Origin of the sequence: Nocardia sp. NPDC006982 (genome assembly GCF_042869435.1) — a bacterium.
GTDB lineage: Bacteria > Actinomycetota > Actinomycetes > Mycobacteriales > Mycobacteriaceae > Nocardia.
In genome coordinates this window covers 294,551-312,095 of the sequence record NZ_JBIAFV010000001.1, presented here as the reverse complement: position 1 = coordinate 312,095, position 17,545 = coordinate 294,551, and the positions used below count along the sequence as shown (strand labels likewise).

Below are 17,545 nucleotides of genomic sequence, written 5' to 3'. Positions count from 1 at the left end.
GCGGTTCAGCTCCGCCAGTAGTTGTCGGCGGCGGCGATGGTTGTAATCCAGCGCGACCACCTGACGATGTCGACGACCAGCGGCCAGTCGGCCAGTTCGGTCCACTCCAGTCTTTCGTGCCCGGCCAGCGGCGACCGAGTCGAGCAGGCGGCTACGCGCATCTCGTCGAACAGATGCACGGTATGCGGTCCCCGTGCGGTCACCTTTCCGCTCCGCAGGTCGGAAAGCTCCACGACGACTTCGGCGCGGACCGTCAGTGTCCCGGAACCGGCAGGTCACCCTCGACGTACTGGGCGCGGCCGTCGCCGAACGACCAGTCGTCGGGTCCGTTCTCGAAGTAGCTGATGAACAGATCCTTGCCGTCCACACCGATTTGGCCGAGTTGGCCCGCCAACGTCTTGTACAGGCGTTGCTTCTCCTCGGTGCTGCGCCCACGCTGGGTGAAAATGCGGATGATCACGGTGACCTGAGTACGTTGGAAGCCGAGCCCGGCATCGAGGGCGATGATCTCGTCCGCGTCGTGCTGGGTGACGATCTGGAACCGGTCGCGCTCGGGAATCTTCAGGACATCGATGAGGGATTGCTGGACGGCGTCCGCGATGGTCCGGACGTCCTCGGGCCGGCGTCCACGGATCATGTCGATACGCACGAGGGGTATTGCAGAGCTCCTATCGGGTGGTAGTCGCGGCCGGTGTCGTCGAAAATGGCTGATCCAGGTCCTACCTAGACACTAGGGAGTCCGCAGAGCTCGCGGAAATGCCGTTGCGGCTGCGTCTATGCCCCGACGCATAGCTCGCGGCGTGCTGCGCCGTTACCGAGATGCGAGCCCGGTGTGGTCCAGAATGAGGCGCCGTAACTGCACTAGTCGCGTTCGAAACGGACGATGCCGGACCAAGGGTTGCGGCCTGGTTTGCGCGGGTTGGGCTGGGGGAGATAGGTGAACGGGCGCAGGTACCAGGGTGCGCGGTGGAGTTTGCGGGCGTGCACGAGGAGGTGTTCGACTTCGAGGGGGTGCCAGCCGAGATCTTCGAAGTAGGCGATGCCGTTGCCGGGTTCGAATTTGAGTGGCGCGTTCTCGAACATCGAACTCGAGCGCATGCGATTCATCGACACGGTGACGTCCATGACCCACCAGCGGATCTGCGGCTGGGACAGGGCGGCGGCGATGGTCCGAACCGTCTCCTCCTCCAGGTACATCAGCAGCCCCTCGGTGAGCACCAAAGCCTTTGTGGCGGGGGAATTTTCGTGACCGAGCGGGCCGAGTGCCCAGTCCAGGAACTTCGCCGGCGCGGCCGGATCGGCCAAGTCGACACCACGGCGGATCAGCGTGCAGTGCGGCTTCTCATCCGCGAGAGCGGCCTCCTTCTCCGCGGTGAGTGCGGGCAGATCGGCCTCCACCCAGACGAAATCGGCGGGCAAGCCCAGGCGGTAGGGGCGGGTGTCGAGTCCGGCGGCGAGGTTGAGCACACGGTCGCAGCCCTCGGCGATGGCGGTCGCGATGAGGTCATCGATGATTCTGGTTCGGGTGACGACCGGCCAGCCGTTGCGCATTAACCGCGATGCGGCCGCAACCATGGCATATCCGCGCTCTCCGGCCAGACGTTCGGCGAGCGGATCGTGGAACAGCGCATCTTCGCGCGCGGTCTCGATTGCGCGGTAGGTCGCGACCCAGCGCGCGGTATCGGACACATTCGAAATCAACGCTTCCCCACCAGCCATGCGCGCCAGTCTGGCACAGCGTTGCCCCCTTGTCAGGGCAGGGTGCACCGCTGGCGTGGCGATGCTATCCGATAGAATCCAGGCGGGAATCGGGTCACGTGGAACGCGATATTTCACGGGTTCGTAACAGCGAAACGTGCTGCTGAGCGGCTATTCGGTCCACAATCAACCCAATGGCGAATTCATCGCCGATCACCTGCGCGATCATTTCGATCGCCAGTCGGGTGGAGTCCGGGTGTCGTGCCCCCCGGGCTCCACCGCCCGGGGTTCTAGCCGGGGTGGAAGGCGTGGGCGCCTACTTCGGCTGGATCGAGGATGTGGGCGAGGAAAAGGCGGGTTGTGGGGGTGGGGGTGCGGGTGGTGACGGCGTGCCACGGACGGTCCATGGGGGTGCCGTCGACCGGAAGTACCTGCAGCAGGCCTGATTCCAGGTCCTGGGCCAGGGCGTCGGTGTGGATGAGGGTCACGCCCAGACCTTCGCGGGCGGCGGCCAGTACCGCACCGTGGCTGCCCAGGGTGAGGGTGGGCGGGGAGATTTCGAGGCGGTCGATGAGGCTGAGGGTGGCGTCGCGAGTTCCGGAGCCGCGACCGCGTAGCAGCCAGGTGCTGCGCAGCGGATCGGGACAATCGGGCCCCCCGACGACCACGAGCTGACTGGGGCGACGGGCTCGGATCACCAGCCCGGTGTCGCGTGGTGGGCGGCCCGCGATGACGAGATCCGTTTCGTGGTGGTGCAATTCGAGGAACAGCACATCGCGCGGATGCACCGACAGGCTCAGTTCGATATCGGGATAACGGTTCCGGAATGACGCCAGCGGCCCCAGCAGCACATACTCACCCGCGGTGGCGACCACACCGATCCGCAGCTTGCCGGTTTCGGCCCGGCGCACCGCGGCATTGGCCTCCTTCATCAGGCCGAGGATGGTGCGGCAGTATTCGGAGTAGATGCGCCCGGCCTCGGTGAGCGCGATACCGCGCCCGGCCTTCGCGACGAGCTTTGCCCCGAGCTGCTTTTCGATGTGCGCGACCGCCGCGGAGACGGCGGCCTCGGTGATGTGCAGCTGGGTGGCGGCGCGGCGAATGCTGCCGTGGCGAGCCACGGCCAGGAATGTTTCCATCCTTGCCGCACTCACCATACCCACAATTCGACGGTATCAAACTCAATGAATCCGTTGAGTATTCCGAGGAACAATCAAATTGTTTGTCATCGACAACGCCGTCATCCTTGAACTCAGTAGGCGTTCACCCCACGTCTCAGGCGCAGCATCCCGCACAACACCCGAGCCGAGGTGTCCTGCCCGATATCCGGGCGCGGGTGCCTCGCGCGACAGTTCCCGAGCGCGGATCACCCGCAAAACCGAGCGGAGCAATGATGACCGACGAAACCGAACCCAATCGCTGGGATCAGGGTGTCCACTCCTACGCCTCGATGGGTTACTACGCCCCGGACTATGTACCCAAAGATACCGATGTCCTCGCCGTCTTCCGGGTGACCCCGCAGAAGGGCGTGGATCCGATCGAAGCCGCGGCCGCCGTCGCGGGCGAATCATCCACTGCCACATGGACTGTCGTTTGGACCGACCGTCTCACCGCACACGACCGCTATCAGGCCAAGTGCTACCGCATCGATGAGGTTCCCGGCCGCCCCGGCGAGTACTTCGCCTACATCGCCTACGATCTCGACCTCTTCGAAGAGGGGTCGATCACCAATCTCACCTCCTCGATCATCGGCAATGTCTTCGGCTTCAAGCCGCTGCTGGCACTGCGCCTGGAGGATATGCGGATTCCGGTGGCCTACGTCAAAACCTTCCAGGGCCCGCCGCATGGCACCGTGATGGAGCGCGAGTACCTGAACAAATACGGCAGGCCGCTGCTCGGTGCGACGGTGAAGCCGAAACTCGGCCTGTCCGCGCGAAATTACGGTCGGGTGATCTACGAGGCGTGCAAGGGTGGCCTGGATTTCACCAAGGACGACGAGAACATCAACTCCCAGCCGTTCATGCGTTGGCGCGACCGGTATCTGTTCGCCATGGAGGGCGTCAACCGCGCCACGGCCGAAACCGGTGAGATCAAAGGCCACTACCTCAACGTCACCGCGGCGACCATGGAGGATATGTACGAGCGCGCCGAGTTCGCCAAGCAACTGGGCAGCGTCGTGATCATGATGGACCTGACGGTGGGATTCACCGCCATGCAGTCGATGTCGCACTGGGCGCGGCGTAACGGCGTGCTGCTGCATCTGCATCGGGCCGGGCACTCCACCTATACGCGGCAGAAGACGCATGGCGTGAGCTTCCGGGTACTGGCCAAATGGTGCCGGCTGATCGGCGTCGATCACCTGCACGCGGGCACCGTGGTCGGCAAGCTCGAGGGCGATCCCGCGACCACCCGGGGCTTCTACGACACGTTGCGGGAGAACCACATTCCCACCAACCCGGGCAACGGCATCTTCTTCGACCAGTATTGGGCCAGCCTCGGCGGTGTCATGCCGGTCGCCTCCGGCGGCATCCACGCCGGTCAGATGCACCAGCTGCTCGACCTTTTCGGCGATGACGTGATCTTGCAATTCGGCGGCGGCACCATCGGCCATCCGCTCGGCATCGCCGCTGGAGCGGAGGCGAATCGGGTGGCGTTGGAGGCAGTGGTGAAGGCCCGCAACGAGGGTCGCGATTTGCTGAAGGAAGGTCCGGATGTGCTGCGCAAGGCCGCCGAGATCTGCCGTCCGCTCGATGTCGCGCTCTCGACCTGGGGCGATGTCACCTTCGACTACACCTCCACCGACGCGCCGGATGCCGTGCCGACGGCCAGCCACTGAACGACAGGACTCCGCACATGTATCTGCGCCACGGAACCTTCTCGTATCTGCCCGAACTCACCGACGCCGAAATCGCGGCTCAGGTGCGTTACGCCCTGCTCAACAACTGGCCGGTGTCCATCGAATACACCGATGATCCGCACCCCCGCAACGCCTACTGGGAGATGTGGGGGCTGCCGCTGTTCGATCTCGACGAACCCGACGGTGTGCTCGCCGAGGTCGACGCATGCCGCAATACCTTCCCGCGACACTACATTCGGGTTCTCGCCTACGACGCCCGCTACGGCAGGCAGACCACCGCATTGAGCTTTCTGGTGCAGCGTCCCGTCGACGAGCCCGGATTCGTGTTGACCCGCACCGAGGGACCGGACCGGCGCCAGACCTACGGTCTGCACTCGTATGCCACCGACGAAAGGCCCGGTACCCGGTATGGCGGCTGAAAGGTCGAGCGCGGCAAACGGTTTCCGATTGCACCGGCCCGGTGTGGACGACGGCAGGCCGGTGCGGGCGGTGGCGGCGGAGGCACCGCCGGCGGAGCTGCTGGCTGAGGATGCGGTGCTGGATCTGTCCACCGATATCGCGGGCAATGACGTCGCGGACGTATTGACCAGGCTCGATGCCGAACTCGTCGGTTTGGCGAATGTGAAGCGGCGGGTGCGCGAGATCGCGGCGCTGCTGCTGATCGATCGGGCCAGGCAGCGCTTCGGCCTGCAAGCGTCTCGGCCGACCATGCATATGAGTTTCACCGGCGGCCCCGGCACCGGCAAAACCACCGTCGCGTTGCGGATGGCCGAGATGCTGCACGCGCTCGGCTATATCCGTAAACCCAAGGTGCACACGGTAACTCGTGATGATCTGGTCGGCCAGTTCATCGGACACACCGCACCCAAAACCAAGGAGGCCCTGGCCAAGGCGGCCGGGGGAGTGCTGTTCATCGACGAGGCCTACTACCTGTTCCGCCCGGAGAACGAACGCGATTACGGACAGGAAGTCATCGAAATCCTGCTGCAGGAGATGGAGAGCGAGCGCACCAGCCTGGTGGTGATCTTCGCGGGTTATCCGGACCGGATGGACAAGTTCTTCTCGGCGAATCCGGGATTGTCTTCGCGGGTGGCCCATCATCTGGAATTCAGCGACTACACCCACGACGAGTTGGTTCGCATCGCCGAACTCATGGTGGCACGGGACAACTTCCGGTTCGACGACACCGGATACGCCGCCTTCGGTGAATATCTGACGCTGCGAATGAGCCGCCCCCGATTCTCCAATGCACGCAGCGTGCGCAATGCCCTGGACCGCTGCCGGTTACGGCAGGCCAAACGGCTGGTCGAGCTGCGGCGACCGCTCACCAAGACCGACCTGATCACACTGACCGACCGAGATGTATACGGCAGCAGTGTTTTCGGGACAGGACAGCAGCCGGATGGGCCGACCGCGAGGGCGCCCGCGTGACGAGATCGAGAACACATGCCAGAAGGACTGAAGACCCTCACCCGTTACACGATCGAGGAGGAGCACCGGCATCCCGGATCGTCCGGTGAATTCTCCGCTCTGGTGAATGTCGTTGCGACCGCGACGAAAATCATCGCCAACCAGGTGACCAGGGGTGCCATCGTCGGCTCGCTGGGCGCCTCCGAACCCGATAACCTGCCGCCGACGGTGCACCGCAAACTCGACGCCATCGCCAATGACATCATGGTGGCCGAGACCCAATGGACGGGGCATCTGTCGGCGCTGCTGTCGGAGCAGATGACCGATATCCATCCGGTGCCCGACGTGCACCGGCGCGGCAAATATCTGCTCGCCTTCGATCCGTTGGACGGCTCCTCGAATATCGATGTAAATCTGCCCGTCGGAACGATTTTCAGTGTGCTGCGGGCACCGGACAACAGTGCCCCGACTACGGCGGACTTCTTGCAGCCGGGGGTCCAGCAGGTGTGCGCGGGATTCACGCTGTACGGGCCGGCGACCATGCTGGTGCTCACCACCGGCAGTGGCGTCGACGGATTCACCCTGGATCGGGAGATCGGTGCTTTCGTATTGACCCACCCGCGGATGCGAATCCCGGAGGATACTTCGGGATTCGCGATCAATGCCGCCAATGAGCGGTTCTGGGAACGGCCGGTGCGCCGGTATGTCCACGAATGTCTCGACGGTGTGGACGGGCCGCGCGGGCGGGATTTCAATATGCGCTGGGTCGCGTCCTTGGTCGCGGATACCTTTCACATCCTGACTCGCGGCGGGGTCTACCTCTATCCGCACGACACTCGGCGACCGGGGCGGGTGTCATTGCTGTACGGCGCGAATCCGATCGCCTACATCGTCGAACAGGCCGGGGGCTGGGCGACCACCGGTGGTGATCGGGTGCTGCAGGTGGCGCCCGAACAGGTGCATCAGCAGGTGCCACTGATCTTCGGTTCGCGCAATGAGGTCGCGCGGATCGAGCGCTATCACAGCGAGCCCGAGGAAGGGCCCAGCTTCGACAGTTCACTGTTCGGGTCGCGGTCGCTGTTTCGTCCGGCTGGGCGCTGAAATCCCCTGAGGAGATGTCATGTCGGTCAAACATCCCGTCGTCGCCATCACCGGCTCGTCCGGGGCGGGCACGACCAGCGTCACGCGCACCTTTCAGGAGATATTCCGTCGCGAAGGGATCAGTGCGGCGATCGTGGAGGGAGATTCGTTCCACCGCTACGACCGCAACGAGATGAAGCTCGCCATGGCCGAGGCGGAGCAGAACAACAATCGCACCTTCTCGCATTTCGGTGAGGAGGCGAATCTGCTGAAAGAGCTCGAGACGCTGTTCCGCGACTACGGGGAGACCGGCGTCGGTTCGGTACGCAAATATCTGCACGACGAGTTGGAAGCCAAACCCTATGGACAACCCTCGGGCACCTTCACGCCGTGGGAGGATCTGACGCCGGGCAGCGATCTGCTGTTCTACGAGGGACTACACGGTGCCGCCGTCACTGATTCGGTGAATGTCGCGCAATACTCGGATCTGCTGGTCGGTGTGGTGCCGATCGTCAACCTCGAATGGATCCAGAAGGTGATCCGGGACAAGACCGAACGCGGCTATTCCAGTGAGGCCGTGATCGATACGATCCTGCGCCGCATGCCCGACTACGTGAAATACATCTGCCCGCAGTTCTCCCACACGTACGTCAACTTCCAGCGCGTCCCCACCGTGGATACCTCCAATCCCTTCATCGCCCGCACCATCCCCACCGCCGATGAGAGTTTCGTCGTCATCCGCTTCGCGGATCCCAAGGTCATCGACTTCCCCTACTTGCTATCGATGCTGCACGACTCCTTCATGTCTCGCCCCAACTGCATCGTCGTCCCCGGCGGCAAGATGGATCTGGCCATGCAACTCATCTTCACCCCCTTGATCCTGCGACTGATGGATAAGCGCCCCAAGCGTTCTCGCTGATCGGCACGGCAATTGCCATGGCCTGCTCATCCGCGGTTTCCGAAAGTTCGATGGTCCCCCGCCGAACCGGACTGCATGGAGGATGCACGCCGCGTTCGCGCGGATCAGTCCGGCAGTAGCGGGACCGACAGGCCTTCGCCGCGGCCGATGAGAGCGGCTCGGGTGACCGCGGATGAGCCGAAGCGGCGACGCAGGTCGTCGAGGGTGGCATCGAGGGTGTTGGTGGCGCGAGATTCGAACGGCAGGGTGAGTTGGACGGCATCGGCGTTGTCGAGATTGGTCAGCGCCAACCCGATGAGGGTGAGGCCTCGTTCCTGGATCATGGGCATCGCGGTAGCGAGCAGGGTGCGTGCGGCGTACAGGATGGTTTCGGTGTGATCGGTGGCCTCGGGCAGGGTGTGTGAACGGGTGGCCCGGGTGAAATCGTCGAAACGCATGCGCAGCACCACGGTTCGGGTCACCCGCTCCGCCGCGCGCAACCGGCGGCCGAGGCGGTCGGTGAGGCCGTGCAGGTAACCCTCGATCTCGTCGGGCGGTCGATGCCGACGACCGAGTGCGCGTTGCGCGCCGATGGAGCGGCGGCGGACGCCGGTTTCGACGCGACGCGGGTCGCGGGCCCAGGACAGTGCGTACAGGTGCCGCGCCGCGGCCGGACCGAGGATGGCGCGCAACGGTGATTCGCCGAGTTCGGCGAGTTGACCGATGCGGGTGATGCCGTGTTCGTGCAGGGTGCGGGAGGTGACTTCGCCGACGCCCCATAGTCGTTCGACCGGCAGCGGATGCAGGAAATCGAGTTCGAATTCCGGCGGCACCAGACGCAAACCGTCGGGTTTGGCGACCGCGCTGGCCACCTTGGCCAGGAATTTCGTGCGCGCGATACCGACCGAAATCGGCAGCCCGACCTGCTGGCGCACGACATCCCGCAATCGCCGCCCGATCTCGACGGGTTCGCCCGCGATCCGCCGCAGCCCAGCTACATCGAGAAATGCCTCATCGATCGAAATACCTTCGACCACCGGCGTCGTGTCGTGGAAGATCTCGAAGACGGCCTTGCTCGCCTCGGCATAGGCCGACATGCGCGGCGGCACCACTATCGCATCCGGGCAAAGCCGCAGCGCCGCACCACCATTCATCGGCGTGCGCACCCCCAATGCCTTCGCCTCATAGCTGGCCGCCAGCACCACCCCGCCGCCCACAATTACCGGCCGCCCCCGCAACCACGGATTATCACGCTGCTCCACCGACGCGTAGAACGAGTCGAGATCCGCATGCAAGATCGACGCCTCGGCCCGCGCCTGGATCCGCGACCGCCGGGAACGCGGCGCAATCGGCAGATGTGCAGACTCGGACACGAACATATGTTCGCATAGATCGCCCTCTAGCGCGTCAAACTTTCCGGCAGGGTTGCTCGGTTCAGGCTCCGAGCACATCGAGTCAGGGAGGAGCCGCTCTGTGGCGAGATCACGGCGGTTGAAGATTCCCGTCGAGGACAAGGTGCGAGTGGTTGTGTCGGTGCTGTCCGGCGAGATGAGCGCCGCGGAGGCCGCGGGGCGGCGAGACGTGAGTACGGCATCGGTGGGCAAGTGGAAGCAAGCGGTCCTGGAGGCCGGGACCACGGCGTTGGACGAGATTCCCAGCGGCCCGGCCGCGAATGGGATATGCGGCTCCCGTATGTACTCGAGCCCGGTGATCGTGCTAGACCCGCGGTGCGGCAGGCGTGATGGAGATGCCGACGGTATTGTCCGGACCCCGGAGTTTGCCCGACCAGGCGACGAGTGCGCCGACAATGCCGTATTTCTTGCGGATCAATGCACGCGCATGCCGGGTCCCGGCAGTGTCGATGATCTCGGCGTGGCCGTCGACCACGTCGCCTCTTGTTGTTGTGCCCCTGGCATTGCAGAGTTGCAGCGTCACGTTCGGGTTGCGCAGGATGCGCTTGATCTTCCAGCTATCACCGTTGGCGGCCACCACGATTCGGTCGTCCTGCGGAGCCAGCCATACCGGTGACCCGACCGGGCTTCCATCCATCTTGTAGGTAGTCAGCATCGCGTATTTGCCTGCGCTGATCTCGCTCCATGTCATATCTCGCTCCTGGTCGTGCTGCCCCGCGGGGTGTGGATGATCTTGCGGGACGATCAATCTGTTTCGTCGTCGGTGCGTGTCGCGAACCGGATTGCGTCTTGGCTGGGTGGCGTGCCGAAGAGGCGGCGGTATTCGCGGCTGAACTGGGAGGGGCTGTCGTATCCCACGAGGTATCCGATGTGGGCCACGTCGGTGGGATTTGCGGCCAGCAGCAGGCGCGCTTCTTGGAGTCTGATCTTCTTCTGGTACTGGATAGGCGTGGTTCGGGTGACGGCCTGAAAGTTTCGGTAGAAGGCCGAGGGGCTCATACCGGTGCGCTCCGCCAGATCCTCGACCCGAAACGGCTGACGATAGTTTTGCCGAATCCACTGCACTGCTTCGGCGATCGGGGAGAATCGGGGGTCGGTGAGGCCGATCCGGCGGACCGTCGGGCCGTGCTCGCCGGTTATCAAGCGCCACAGTATCTCTCGTTTGATGAGGGGGACCAGCACGTCCCGGTCGCGTGGCTGGTCGAGCATTCGCACCAACCGCACTGTGGCGTCGAGGAGTTCGGTGGAAGCGTCGGCGAAAACGACTGCGGGCGGGGCGATGTCATCGTCTTCGGGGAAGGTGCCGCGAGGGGCTTGCACCATCATTTCGGCGACCTCTGAGGGCTGCAGGCGCAAGCACAGACCTAGTACCGGACGTTCGGGGGTGGCTTCGATGAAGTGGCACTTGAGGGGTACGGCGACGGATGCCACGAGGCATTGCCCGGCACGGTAGTCGTATATCTGCTCGCCGTACGCGAGACGTTTTGCGCCCTGGGCGATCAGCGTCATGCGAGTACCGGCCATGGACGGCGGTGGCGCCATGTCCGTCTCCTCCCGACCGATCAGCAGATCCGCGATCGCGGTTGTCGCGTCGGCTCGGGCGTGGCGGGCCAGCAGCACGCAGAGCTCCTCGAGCAGTGAGGCCGCAGGCCGGTTCGCCGAGATGATCATCAACGGACCGGCGTTCAGATCTGCTCAGTGGGGCGGACGAGTAGTTCAGCGATGGCCACGTGCCGCGGGCGGGTGACGATGTAGCTCACGGAATCGGCGATGTCACAGGCTTGCAGCCGCTCGATGTCGCCGAAGGCGGCGGCGAGCTGCTGCTGGACGGCCGCCGAATTATGGTCCCGCAGTTCGGTATCGACGCTGCCGGGCTCGATGACGGAAACCCGAACATGTTGACTAGCCAGTTCCTGGCGCAGCGCCTCGCTGAAGGCGCCGACGCCGAACTTCGTGGCGCAGTACACCGCGGACATGGCGAATGCGCCACGCCCGGCCAGCGAGCCGATGTTGACGATGTCGGCAACCTGGCGTGGTCCCTGGGTGGCCGCCTGGACCAGATGCGGGGTGGCGGCGTGAGCGCAGTACATCAGGCCCATGAGATTGATGTCGATCATGCGACGCCAGTCGTTCAGGTCCGCGCCGGGGGCGGGCCCGAGCAGCATCAGACCGGCATTGTTGACCAGGGTGTCCAGACGGCCCAGGCCCTCGACGGTCTGCTCCACCGCTTCCGCGGCGGCTCGAGCGTCGGTGATGTCGGCGGGCACGACCAGGGCACGCCCGCCGGCGTCGGTGATTTCCGCGGCGAGATCGGTGAGTCGATCCTTGCGTCGGCCGACCAAGGCCACGGATGCGCCCTCGCGGGCGAGCTCCGATGCGGCGGCGCGGCCGATGCCGCTGGAGGCCCCGGTGATCAGGGCGACGGTTCCTTCGAGACGAGGAGTCATGGTTCAAGCCTTTCGACGAACGTCCACGGTGGTGCGGGACGCGACGCACAGAGACGAACCATTCAAACAAGCTGACCTGCGAATTCGTTAGAACGATACTCGCTCCCTCTTGCACAATCCTCGCCCGTTTCAGATGCCCTGGCCCACAGGTCCTCCTCGCGGTCGCCAACGGCAGACTCGGTGCGGTGGTCTCGATACTTCGGCCCGGTGACCAGCGGTGGGCAACCGTGCGATGAGGCGAGCGCACCTCGACTACCCGCTGAAGCAAATGGATCCGCACTACCGTCGGCATCACCGAGCACTCTCATGTGACCTCACGACCGTGGCGATAACCTTCTGGCCATCGAGAACCTGCCAGTTCCTTGACGCAAGACAATCCCGGTCGAGGACAAGGTGCGAGTAGCGCTGTCGGTGCTCGGCGGTGAGATGAGCGCTGCGGAGGCCGCGCGTCGGCGCGGGGTGAGTACGGCGTCGGTCGGGTAAATGGAAGCAAGCGTTCCTGGAGGCGGGGACCGACGCTCTCGATGAGGTGCCAGTGGTCCGGCTGGAGCGCAGGGGTCGCCGGAGCAGCGGCGGTTGGGTTTGGAGAAAAAGGTCAATGGCGGGATCTGGCGGATCTGCGCGGTGATCGACTACGCCACGAAACACTGTCTGGCAGTGACCGTCGCCGCCCGAGGCGCGGATGCCGTGGCCTGTCCGAGGCTGGGACCGGGACTCCTGAAGCTGTCGGCGTCCCGGGTGCGGCGAACGTGCGGTCGTGCTGTCAACTCGGCGATTCTGGTTTCTCGCCTGGGAAAAGGATCGGGCTGATCAGGTACGGTCTGCGGCCTGGCCCGGGCTGATTCGCCGCGAGGGGCGCGACGAGGTCGCGGAAGCCGGTGCGCATGGTGTCGAGTTCCTCGGGGTTGAGCCAGAGCGTGGCTTGGCGGTAGCCGACCGCGTCGGCGACGGGGTCGGCGTCGGCTCGATCGAGGTAGGCGTTGAACTCGGCGATCAGGACGGCCATGGCCGCCGCGAACCCTTGTCGGTGATCGTCGGGGGTCATCGCGCTGCTCGCCTCGGGGGAGACGGTCGGGCGGTCGGGCCGCAATCGGTAGGAGCGTTCCACCGCGCCGCGCACACGCCGCTCGTCACCGACCTCGAGCATTCCGCCGTCGGTGAGCAGGCCGAGTTGCCGGTAGACGCTGGTCCGGGGCACATCGGGCATGCGGTCGCACAACTCGCCGGCCGTGCGCAACCGGCCGCCGGACAGTGCGTGGATGATGCGCAATCGCACCGGGTGGAGCAGCAACTCGGTCGGATCCATATCGCAACTATCCCATATCTGGTACCGTTCCCAAAGTTGGTACTAGTTGGGAGGATGACCGCGATGCGGAATGTTGCTGGGCGTCGAATGATGCTGAACGGCACCGAGATCTACGTCGAAGAGTCCGGCACCGGGGACACTTGGGTGGTGTTCGAATCCGGTGGAGGCGCCAGCCGGACCCTCTGGGATCGGGTCGTACCGTTGCTGGGGGAAATCGCGCATACCGTCGCCTACGACCGGGCCGGGCGCGGACGCAGCGGCCGCCCCGCCGAGCCGCAGACAATCGACGACATGGCGGCCACCCTGGTCGCGTTGGTCCAGGCGCTCACATCGGGGCGCGTGATCCTGGTAGGGCACAGCATGGGTGGGCTGATCGTGCGCCGCGCCGCGGAAACGCTGTCACCGGTCGGGCTCGTCCTCATCGACCCGACACCGGAAGCCGCTCCGAACTACGACAATTGGGCGCCGACCGTCAAGAAGACCGACCGCATCCTCGCCGTACAGCAGGCACTGAGCCACGTCCCGCCGGTCATGCGGATACTGACCAGCTCCTACGGGCGCAAGTTCCCCGCCGACAGCTACGCGACCATGCTGGCCGAGGACTTCACCCCCGCCGGGCTCGCCACCACCCGGCATGAAATAACCGCCGTCGCGGCGGCGATCGACGAATTCCGCCGCCGCCCACCGCAACCGCCGAAATCCGGCGTCATCGTCATCTCCGCGATCCACGCCGCCCGCTACCAGGCCCGCAATCTCGACCTCATGCGCGAATACCAGCGCCGATACGCCGAACAGGTCGGCGCGGACTACGAGGACGCCGTATCCGGGCACATCATCCCCGCCGAACAACCCGAACAAGTCGCCGCCGCGGTCCGCCGACTGGTCAACCCTTAGAGCATCGCAGGAACAGTAATGAAGCAATCCGGCAAAGCCGAGGACCCGCGACAACATTCACCCGAGGCCGACAGTGAAACACCCCTCCCGAGCTACATGACCGGTCCATACGCACCGGTTGATGACGAGATCGATGCGATCGAATTGGAAGTGACCGGTGCGCTGCCCGCCGAACTGGATGGACGGTACGTCCGCAACGGGCCGAATCCGTTGCCGGGCGAGATAAGCCCGCACTTGTTCGTCGGCGACGGCATGCTGCACGGGGTGCGGCTGCGCAACGGACGTGCGCAGTGGTACCGCAACCGGTGGGTGCGCACGGTGAAGTTCGACGGGGGTTCGCCGCTGCGCGAGGACGGCGGCATCAATCGGGCCTACAGCACGGCCAACACGTCGATCATTCGCCATGGCGGACGACTGTTCGCGCTGGTGGAAGGCAGCTTTCCGATCGAAGTCACGCCAGAGTTGGATACCGTCGGCGCGTGCGACTTCGCCGGCGGATTGACCACCGCCATGACCGCGCATCCCAAGCAAGACCCGATCACCGGGGAATTGCACTTCTTCGGCTGCGACATGCGGCCACCCTTCGTCACCTACCACCGGCTTTCCGCCGCGGGCGAGTTGGTGTTCAGCACCCCGATCGATGTGCCAGGGCTGACCATGATGCACGACTTCGCGATCACCGAGAACCACGTGATCTGGCTGGATCTCCCTGTCACCCTTCAGTTCTCGGGAAAGGGCCTGCCATTCGGATGGAGCGACGACTATGGCGCGCGCCTCGGTGTGATGAGTAAGAACGGCGGCCCGGTGCGCTGGTTCGAGGTGGAACCCTGCTACGTCTTCCACGTCGGCAACGCCTGTGAAGACGGCTCGGGCCGCATCATCCTGGATGCGGTCCGGTACGACGCGACGGCGTGGACTTCCACGTGGTTCGCGCTCTCGGGAGAAACCCCCTCGCCGAGTACCGGCCGCGGTCAGCAGCTCTACCGCTGGACACTCGACCCTGTGAGCGGCCGGGTCGCCGAACAGCCGCTCGACGATCGGTCGGTGGAGTTCCCGACCATCCACGCCCGCCACGTCGGCCACCCGAACCGGTACCTCTACGCGGTCGACCGGGAAACCATCGTCAAATACGACGTCGACACCGGCAAATCCACTGTGCACCAGCTCGGTTCGGGCTGGAACGCGGGCGAAGCGGCATTCGTCCCTGCGGCCGACGCGCGCAGCGAGGACGAGGGCTGGCTGATGTCCCTCGTGATCCACGACGACCCGAACGTGTCCTCGCAGCTGCGGATCCTCGACGCCACAGCCCTCGAAGCCGGGCCGGTAGCCGCCGTGCGCCTGCCCCGGCGGGTGCCGATCGGATTCCACGGTAACTGGATCACCCAGGAGTAGTTGGCAGGCAATACCGGGCTCGCTCAACTCGGCTCGAGTAAATGTTCGTACTGCCGCCGTCGCGAGCCGCAGGGCAACAACCCAATTGCCCACGGAAGTGAGATGCGCTGCGGCTCAGGATATCCCGCGGTGCAGTAGGCCGCGCGACTTCGGTGATGTCGAAATCGACTACCTCATCCCGTGAATGGATATGGTCAGCGGGCTGCGCCTCTCACCTGAGCCAGGGTTCCGGTCTCGTCGCTGACGAGACCCCCGAGCGTCGCGAAGAATGCCGCGATTCCGGGGAGGCTTGCCCCCTTGGCGTGGGATGCCGCGAAGTCCTCGGCTGAGCGCCGTTCGACGACATCGAGCCACTCGTCGTTCGGCAGCCGGATGAGTCGGGCGCCGAGGAAGCCGCCGCGGTCGGATTCGAAGTCGGCCACCATCGCCGGCCGTGCCGTCAGCATGGCGCTCACCTGCTCCGGCGCCATCTTGAATCGGGTCAGCTCCACGGTCGTTTCCACTTGTGCCTCCTGGAATCCCTTGGTGTCACGGCGGTTCTATTGCCGTGGACATCTCGCAGCTACTCGAATATAGTCGGTTTCGACTAGACGAATTCGACTAAGGATGCCGATGTCACCACGCGCGCTGCGCACCCCGGTCGCCATCGCTGTGCTCGGGTTGCTCGCCGAACAGCCGCGGCACGTCTACGACATGCGTGCGGTCATGCGGGAACGCGGACACGATCAAGTGCTGCGGCTGAAGAACGCGTCGATGTACGACGCGCTGCCCCGCTTGCTGACCGAACGATTGATCGAAGAGGCCGAGACCACCCGCACGGGCAACCGTCCGGAGCGGACCGTCTATCGGATCACCCCCGCCGGCCTGACCCGCCTGACCGAATGGCTGCGCGACATGCTGAGCGACCCGGCGCACGATCACATCGCGTTCACCACCGCGCTGCTGTTCATGTTCGCGCTGCCCCGCGCCGAGGTCATCGACCTGGTGACCGAGCGGGCGGAGCGAATCGACACCCGAATCGCCGAATTGGATTCGGCGATAGCCGAATTCGGCGAAGTGCCCGCCATCTTTCTGACCGATCAGTTCTATGGCCAAGCCCTGCGCTGTGCCGAACGCGACTGGCTGCGCGGCTTCGCCGACGACCTCCGACACCACCGCCTCACCTGGCCGAAGGGACATTCCCATGTCGATTGACGACATCAACCGCCGCCTCGCCCGCACCATCAATATCGGGGCGGACTTCGGCGCCGATATCGAAAAGGGTTGGACCGTGGCGCTCGGCGAGCGGGAACTCGACCTGATCGAAGCGGCGGGCTTCAGCGCCGTCCGGATCGGACTGTGCTGGTCCGCGCATACCGGGCCCGCACCGGATTACGAAATCGACCCGATGATGCTTGCCGCGGTGGCGGAACTAGCGGACCTGGCAGCCGAGCGGGGACTGGCCGTCGTGTTCACCAACTTCCTCGATCCGGAGTTGATCGACGAACCCTCACGCCACCTGGATCGCCTACTGCACATCACCCGGCAGGTGACCATGCGCTTCGCGGATCGGCCCGATTCCGTTGTGCTGGAACCGTTTGCCGAGCCCAGGGGTGCGCTCGATCCGCTGTGGAACGACTACCTGAACCGGATACTCACCGTGTCGCGTGAGGTGGACGCGACCCGCGCCACCGTGGTCGGCCCTGCGGCGTACAACAACCTGCGCACCCTGCCCGACCTGGTACTGCCCGAGCACGACCGGAATCTCATCGTCACCGTGCATCAGTACTGGCCGATCACTTTCACCATGCAGGGCGAGCAGTGGCTCGGCGCAGACACCCCCTTCGGCGATCCGATGTCCTGGTTGGGCACCACCTGGGACGGCACCGATCAGCAGCGTCAGGAACTGGCCGCGGGTTTCGGCGCCGTCGCTGCCTGGGCCGCCGCGGCAAAGCGCCCGGTGTTCGTCGGCGAGTTCGGCACCACCCACCATGCCGACCTCCGCTCGCGGGTGAACTGGACCAGCTACAACCGCCGACTCGCCGAGGAACACGGATTCTCCTGGGGCGCTTGGTCGTTCGGCCCCGCTTTCGCAATGTTCGACCAGGATTCGGGAGAGTGGAACGAGCCGCTGCTGCGCGCACTGATCGGCCCGCCGCGCTGACCCATCGG

19 protein-coding genes are annotated in these 17,545 nt (G+C 64.9%); 9 read left to right on the top strand and 10 right to left on the bottom strand.

Features of this window, described 5'->3' with window-relative positions:
* Positions 1-5: 5 nt before the first annotated feature.
* The 4 genes from ACFYOW_RS01645 to ACFYOW_RS01630 form a co-directional block, all read right to left on the bottom strand.
* Positions 6-203, bottom strand: coding sequence for a hypothetical protein (locus ACFYOW_RS01645; protein ID WP_387283492.1), 198 nt, complete (start codon positions 201-203; stop codon positions 6-8).
* 50 nt (positions 204-253) lie between these two features.
* Complete coding sequence (locus tag ACFYOW_RS01640; protein WP_387285964.1) at positions 254-658, bottom strand: tautomerase family protein; 405 nt, start codon at positions 656-658, stop codon at positions 254-256.
* A 203-nt stretch (positions 659-861) separates the two neighbouring features.
* Positions 862-1,719 (bottom strand): class I SAM-dependent methyltransferase, encoded by an 858-nt coding sequence (locus ACFYOW_RS01635; RefSeq protein WP_387283489.1) that lies wholly within the window; start codon positions 1,717-1,719, stop codon positions 862-864.
* A gap of 269 nt (positions 1,720-1,988) precedes the next feature.
* Positions 1,989-2,855: a LysR family transcriptional regulator gene (locus ACFYOW_RS01630; protein ID WP_387285962.1), complete on the bottom strand. Its 867-nt coding sequence runs from the start codon at positions 2,853-2,855 to the stop codon at positions 1,989-1,991.
* Between the two features lie 236 nt (positions 2,856-3,091).
* Between ACFYOW_RS01630 and ACFYOW_RS01625 the strand changes: the two genes are divergently transcribed.
* The 5 genes from ACFYOW_RS01625 to ACFYOW_RS01605 are packed head-to-tail and all read left to right on the top strand — an operon-like array spanning position 3,092 to position 7,964.
* Positions 3,092-4,534 (top strand): form I ribulose bisphosphate carboxylase large subunit, encoded by a 1,443-nt coding sequence (locus ACFYOW_RS01625; protein WP_387285960.1) that lies wholly within the window; start codon positions 3,092-3,094, stop codon positions 4,532-4,534.
* A 17-nt stretch (positions 4,535-4,551) separates the two neighbouring features.
* Positions 4,552-4,974, top strand: a complete 423-nt coding sequence (locus tag ACFYOW_RS01620) for a ribulose bisphosphate carboxylase small subunit (protein WP_387283486.1) — start codon at positions 4,552-4,554, stop codon at positions 4,972-4,974.
* Between the two features lie 28 nt (positions 4,975-5,002).
* Positions 5,003-5,986 carry an AAA family ATPase gene (locus ACFYOW_RS01615; RefSeq protein WP_387283484.1) on the top strand — a complete coding sequence of 328 codons (984 nt, stop codon included), beginning with the start codon at positions 5,003-5,005 and terminating at the stop codon, positions 5,984-5,986.
* A 15-nt stretch (positions 5,987-6,001) separates the two neighbouring features.
* Positions 6,002-7,066: a class 1 fructose-bisphosphatase gene (locus ACFYOW_RS01610; protein ID WP_387283482.1), complete on the top strand. Its 1,065-nt coding sequence runs from the start codon at positions 6,002-6,004 to the stop codon at positions 7,064-7,066.
* A gap of 19 nt (positions 7,067-7,085) precedes the next feature.
* On the top strand, positions 7,086-7,964 hold the full coding sequence (locus ACFYOW_RS01605) for a phosphoribulokinase (RefSeq protein WP_387283479.1): 879 nt from the start codon (positions 7,086-7,088) through the stop codon (positions 7,962-7,964).
* A gap of 104 nt (positions 7,965-8,068) precedes the next feature.
* On the opposite strand, the gene dinB is transcribed toward ACFYOW_RS01605, so the two are convergent.
* The 5 genes from dinB to ACFYOW_RS01580 all read right to left on the bottom strand — a co-directional run bounded on the left by dinB (position 8,069) and on the right by ACFYOW_RS01580 (position 13,108).
* The gene (gene dinB / locus ACFYOW_RS01600; RefSeq protein ID WP_387283476.1) at positions 8,069-9,322 is read right to left on the bottom strand and encodes a DNA polymerase IV; all 1,254 of its coding nucleotides are present in this window, start codon (positions 9,320-9,322) and stop codon (positions 8,069-8,071) included.
* 337 nt (positions 9,323-9,659) lie between these two features.
* A complete protein-coding gene (locus ACFYOW_RS01595) occupies positions 9,660-10,046 on the bottom strand; it encodes a PPOX class F420-dependent oxidoreductase (protein WP_387283473.1) in 387 nt (128 codons plus the stop codon).
* Positions 10,047-10,099: 53 nt separating this feature from the next.
* Positions 10,100-11,026: an AraC family transcriptional regulator N-terminal domain-containing protein gene (locus tag ACFYOW_RS01590; protein ID WP_387283470.1), complete on the bottom strand. Its 927-nt coding sequence runs from the start codon at positions 11,024-11,026 to the stop codon at positions 10,100-10,102.
* Positions 11,027-11,040: 14 nt separating this feature from the next.
* On the bottom strand, positions 11,041-11,802 hold the full coding sequence (locus ACFYOW_RS01585; RefSeq protein ID WP_387283467.1) for an SDR family NAD(P)-dependent oxidoreductase: 762 nt from the start codon (positions 11,800-11,802) through the stop codon (positions 11,041-11,043).
* Positions 11,803-12,565: 763 nt separating this feature from the next.
* Positions 12,566-13,108: a helix-turn-helix domain-containing protein gene (locus tag ACFYOW_RS01580; protein WP_387283465.1), complete on the bottom strand. Its 543-nt coding sequence runs from the start codon at positions 13,106-13,108 to the stop codon at positions 12,566-12,568.
* Positions 13,109-13,171: 63 nt separating this feature from the next.
* On the opposite strand from ACFYOW_RS01580, the gene ACFYOW_RS01575 reads away from it, so the two are divergent.
* Positions 13,172-14,002 carry an alpha/beta fold hydrolase gene (locus tag ACFYOW_RS01575; RefSeq protein WP_387283462.1) on the top strand — a complete coding sequence of 277 codons (831 nt, stop codon included), beginning with the start codon at positions 13,172-13,174 and terminating at the stop codon, positions 14,000-14,002.
* Positions 14,003-14,098: 96 nt separating this feature from the next.
* On the top strand, positions 14,099-15,394 hold the full coding sequence (locus tag ACFYOW_RS01570) for a carotenoid oxygenase family protein (RefSeq protein ID WP_387285958.1): 1,296 nt from the start codon (positions 14,099-14,101) through the stop codon (positions 15,392-15,394).
* 194 nt (positions 15,395-15,588) lie between these two features.
* Here ACFYOW_RS01570 and ACFYOW_RS01565 read toward each other — a convergent pair whose 3' ends face one another.
* Positions 15,589-15,897: a hypothetical protein gene (locus ACFYOW_RS01565; protein WP_387283459.1), complete on the bottom strand. Its 309-nt coding sequence runs from the start codon at positions 15,895-15,897 to the stop codon at positions 15,589-15,591.
* Positions 15,898-16,006: 109 nt separating this feature from the next.
* Here ACFYOW_RS01565 and ACFYOW_RS01560 point away from each other — a divergent pair, with 109 nt between their 5' ends.
* Together ACFYOW_RS01560 and ACFYOW_RS01555 are read left to right on the top strand one after the other, a co-directional pair.
* Positions 16,007-16,588, top strand: coding sequence for a PadR family transcriptional regulator (locus tag ACFYOW_RS01560; RefSeq protein WP_387283456.1), 582 nt, complete (start codon positions 16,007-16,009; stop codon positions 16,586-16,588).
* Positions 16,578-17,537, top strand: a complete 960-nt coding sequence (locus ACFYOW_RS01555) for a glycoside hydrolase family 5 protein (RefSeq protein ID WP_387283453.1) — start codon at positions 16,578-16,580, stop codon at positions 17,535-17,537. Before ACFYOW_RS01560 ends, ACFYOW_RS01555 begins: the two co-directional genes overlap by 11 nt.
* The last annotated feature ends 8 nt before the right edge of the window (positions 17,538-17,545 follow it).

Coding starts and splice junctions, on each gene's coding strand:
- dinB (WP_387283476.1), bottom strand. CDS start 9,322: ATGTTCGTGTCCGAGTCTGCACATCTGCCGATTGCGCCGCGTTCCCGG.
- ACFYOW_RS01595 (WP_387283473.1), bottom strand. CDS start 10,046: ATGACATGGAGCGAGATCAGCGCAGGCAAATACGCGATGCTGACTACC.
- ACFYOW_RS01585 (WP_387283467.1), bottom strand. CDS start 11,802: ATGACTCCTCGTCTCGAAGGAACCGTCGCCCTGATCACCGGGGCCTCC.
- ACFYOW_RS01630 (WP_387285962.1), bottom strand. CDS start 2,855: ATGGTGAGTGCGGCAAGGATGGAAACATTCCTGGCCGTGGCTCGCCAC.
- ACFYOW_RS01605 (WP_387283479.1), top strand. CDS start 7,086: ATGTCGGTCAAACATCCCGTCGTCGCCATCACCGGCTCGTCCGGGGCG.
- ACFYOW_RS01575 (WP_387283462.1), top strand. CDS start 13,172: ATGCGGAATGTTGCTGGGCGTCGAATGATGCTGAACGGCACCGAGATC.
- ACFYOW_RS01560 (WP_387283456.1), top strand. CDS start 16,007: ATGTCACCACGCGCGCTGCGCACCCCGGTCGCCATCGCTGTGCTCGGG.
- ACFYOW_RS01570 (WP_387285958.1), top strand. CDS start 14,099: ATGACCGGTCCATACGCACCGGTTGATGACGAGATCGATGCGATCGAA.
- ACFYOW_RS01590 (WP_387283470.1), bottom strand. CDS start 11,026: ATGATCATCTCGGCGAACCGGCCTGCGGCCTCACTGCTCGAGGAGCTC.
- ACFYOW_RS01635 (WP_387283489.1), bottom strand. CDS start 1,719: ATGGCTGGTGGGGAAGCGTTGATTTCGAATGTGTCCGATACCGCGCGC.
- ACFYOW_RS01625 (WP_387285960.1), top strand. CDS start 3,092: ATGACCGACGAAACCGAACCCAATCGCTGGGATCAGGGTGTCCACTCC.
- ACFYOW_RS01620 (WP_387283486.1), top strand. CDS start 4,552: ATGTATCTGCGCCACGGAACCTTCTCGTATCTGCCCGAACTCACCGAC.
- ACFYOW_RS01610 (WP_387283482.1), top strand. CDS start 6,002: ATGCCAGAAGGACTGAAGACCCTCACCCGTTACACGATCGAGGAGGAG.
- ACFYOW_RS01555 (WP_387283453.1), top strand. CDS start 16,578: ATGTCGATTGACGACATCAACCGCCGCCTCGCCCGCACCATCAATATC.
- ACFYOW_RS01580 (WP_387283465.1), bottom strand. CDS start 13,108: ATGGATCCGACCGAGTTGCTGCTCCACCCGGTGCGATTGCGCATCATC.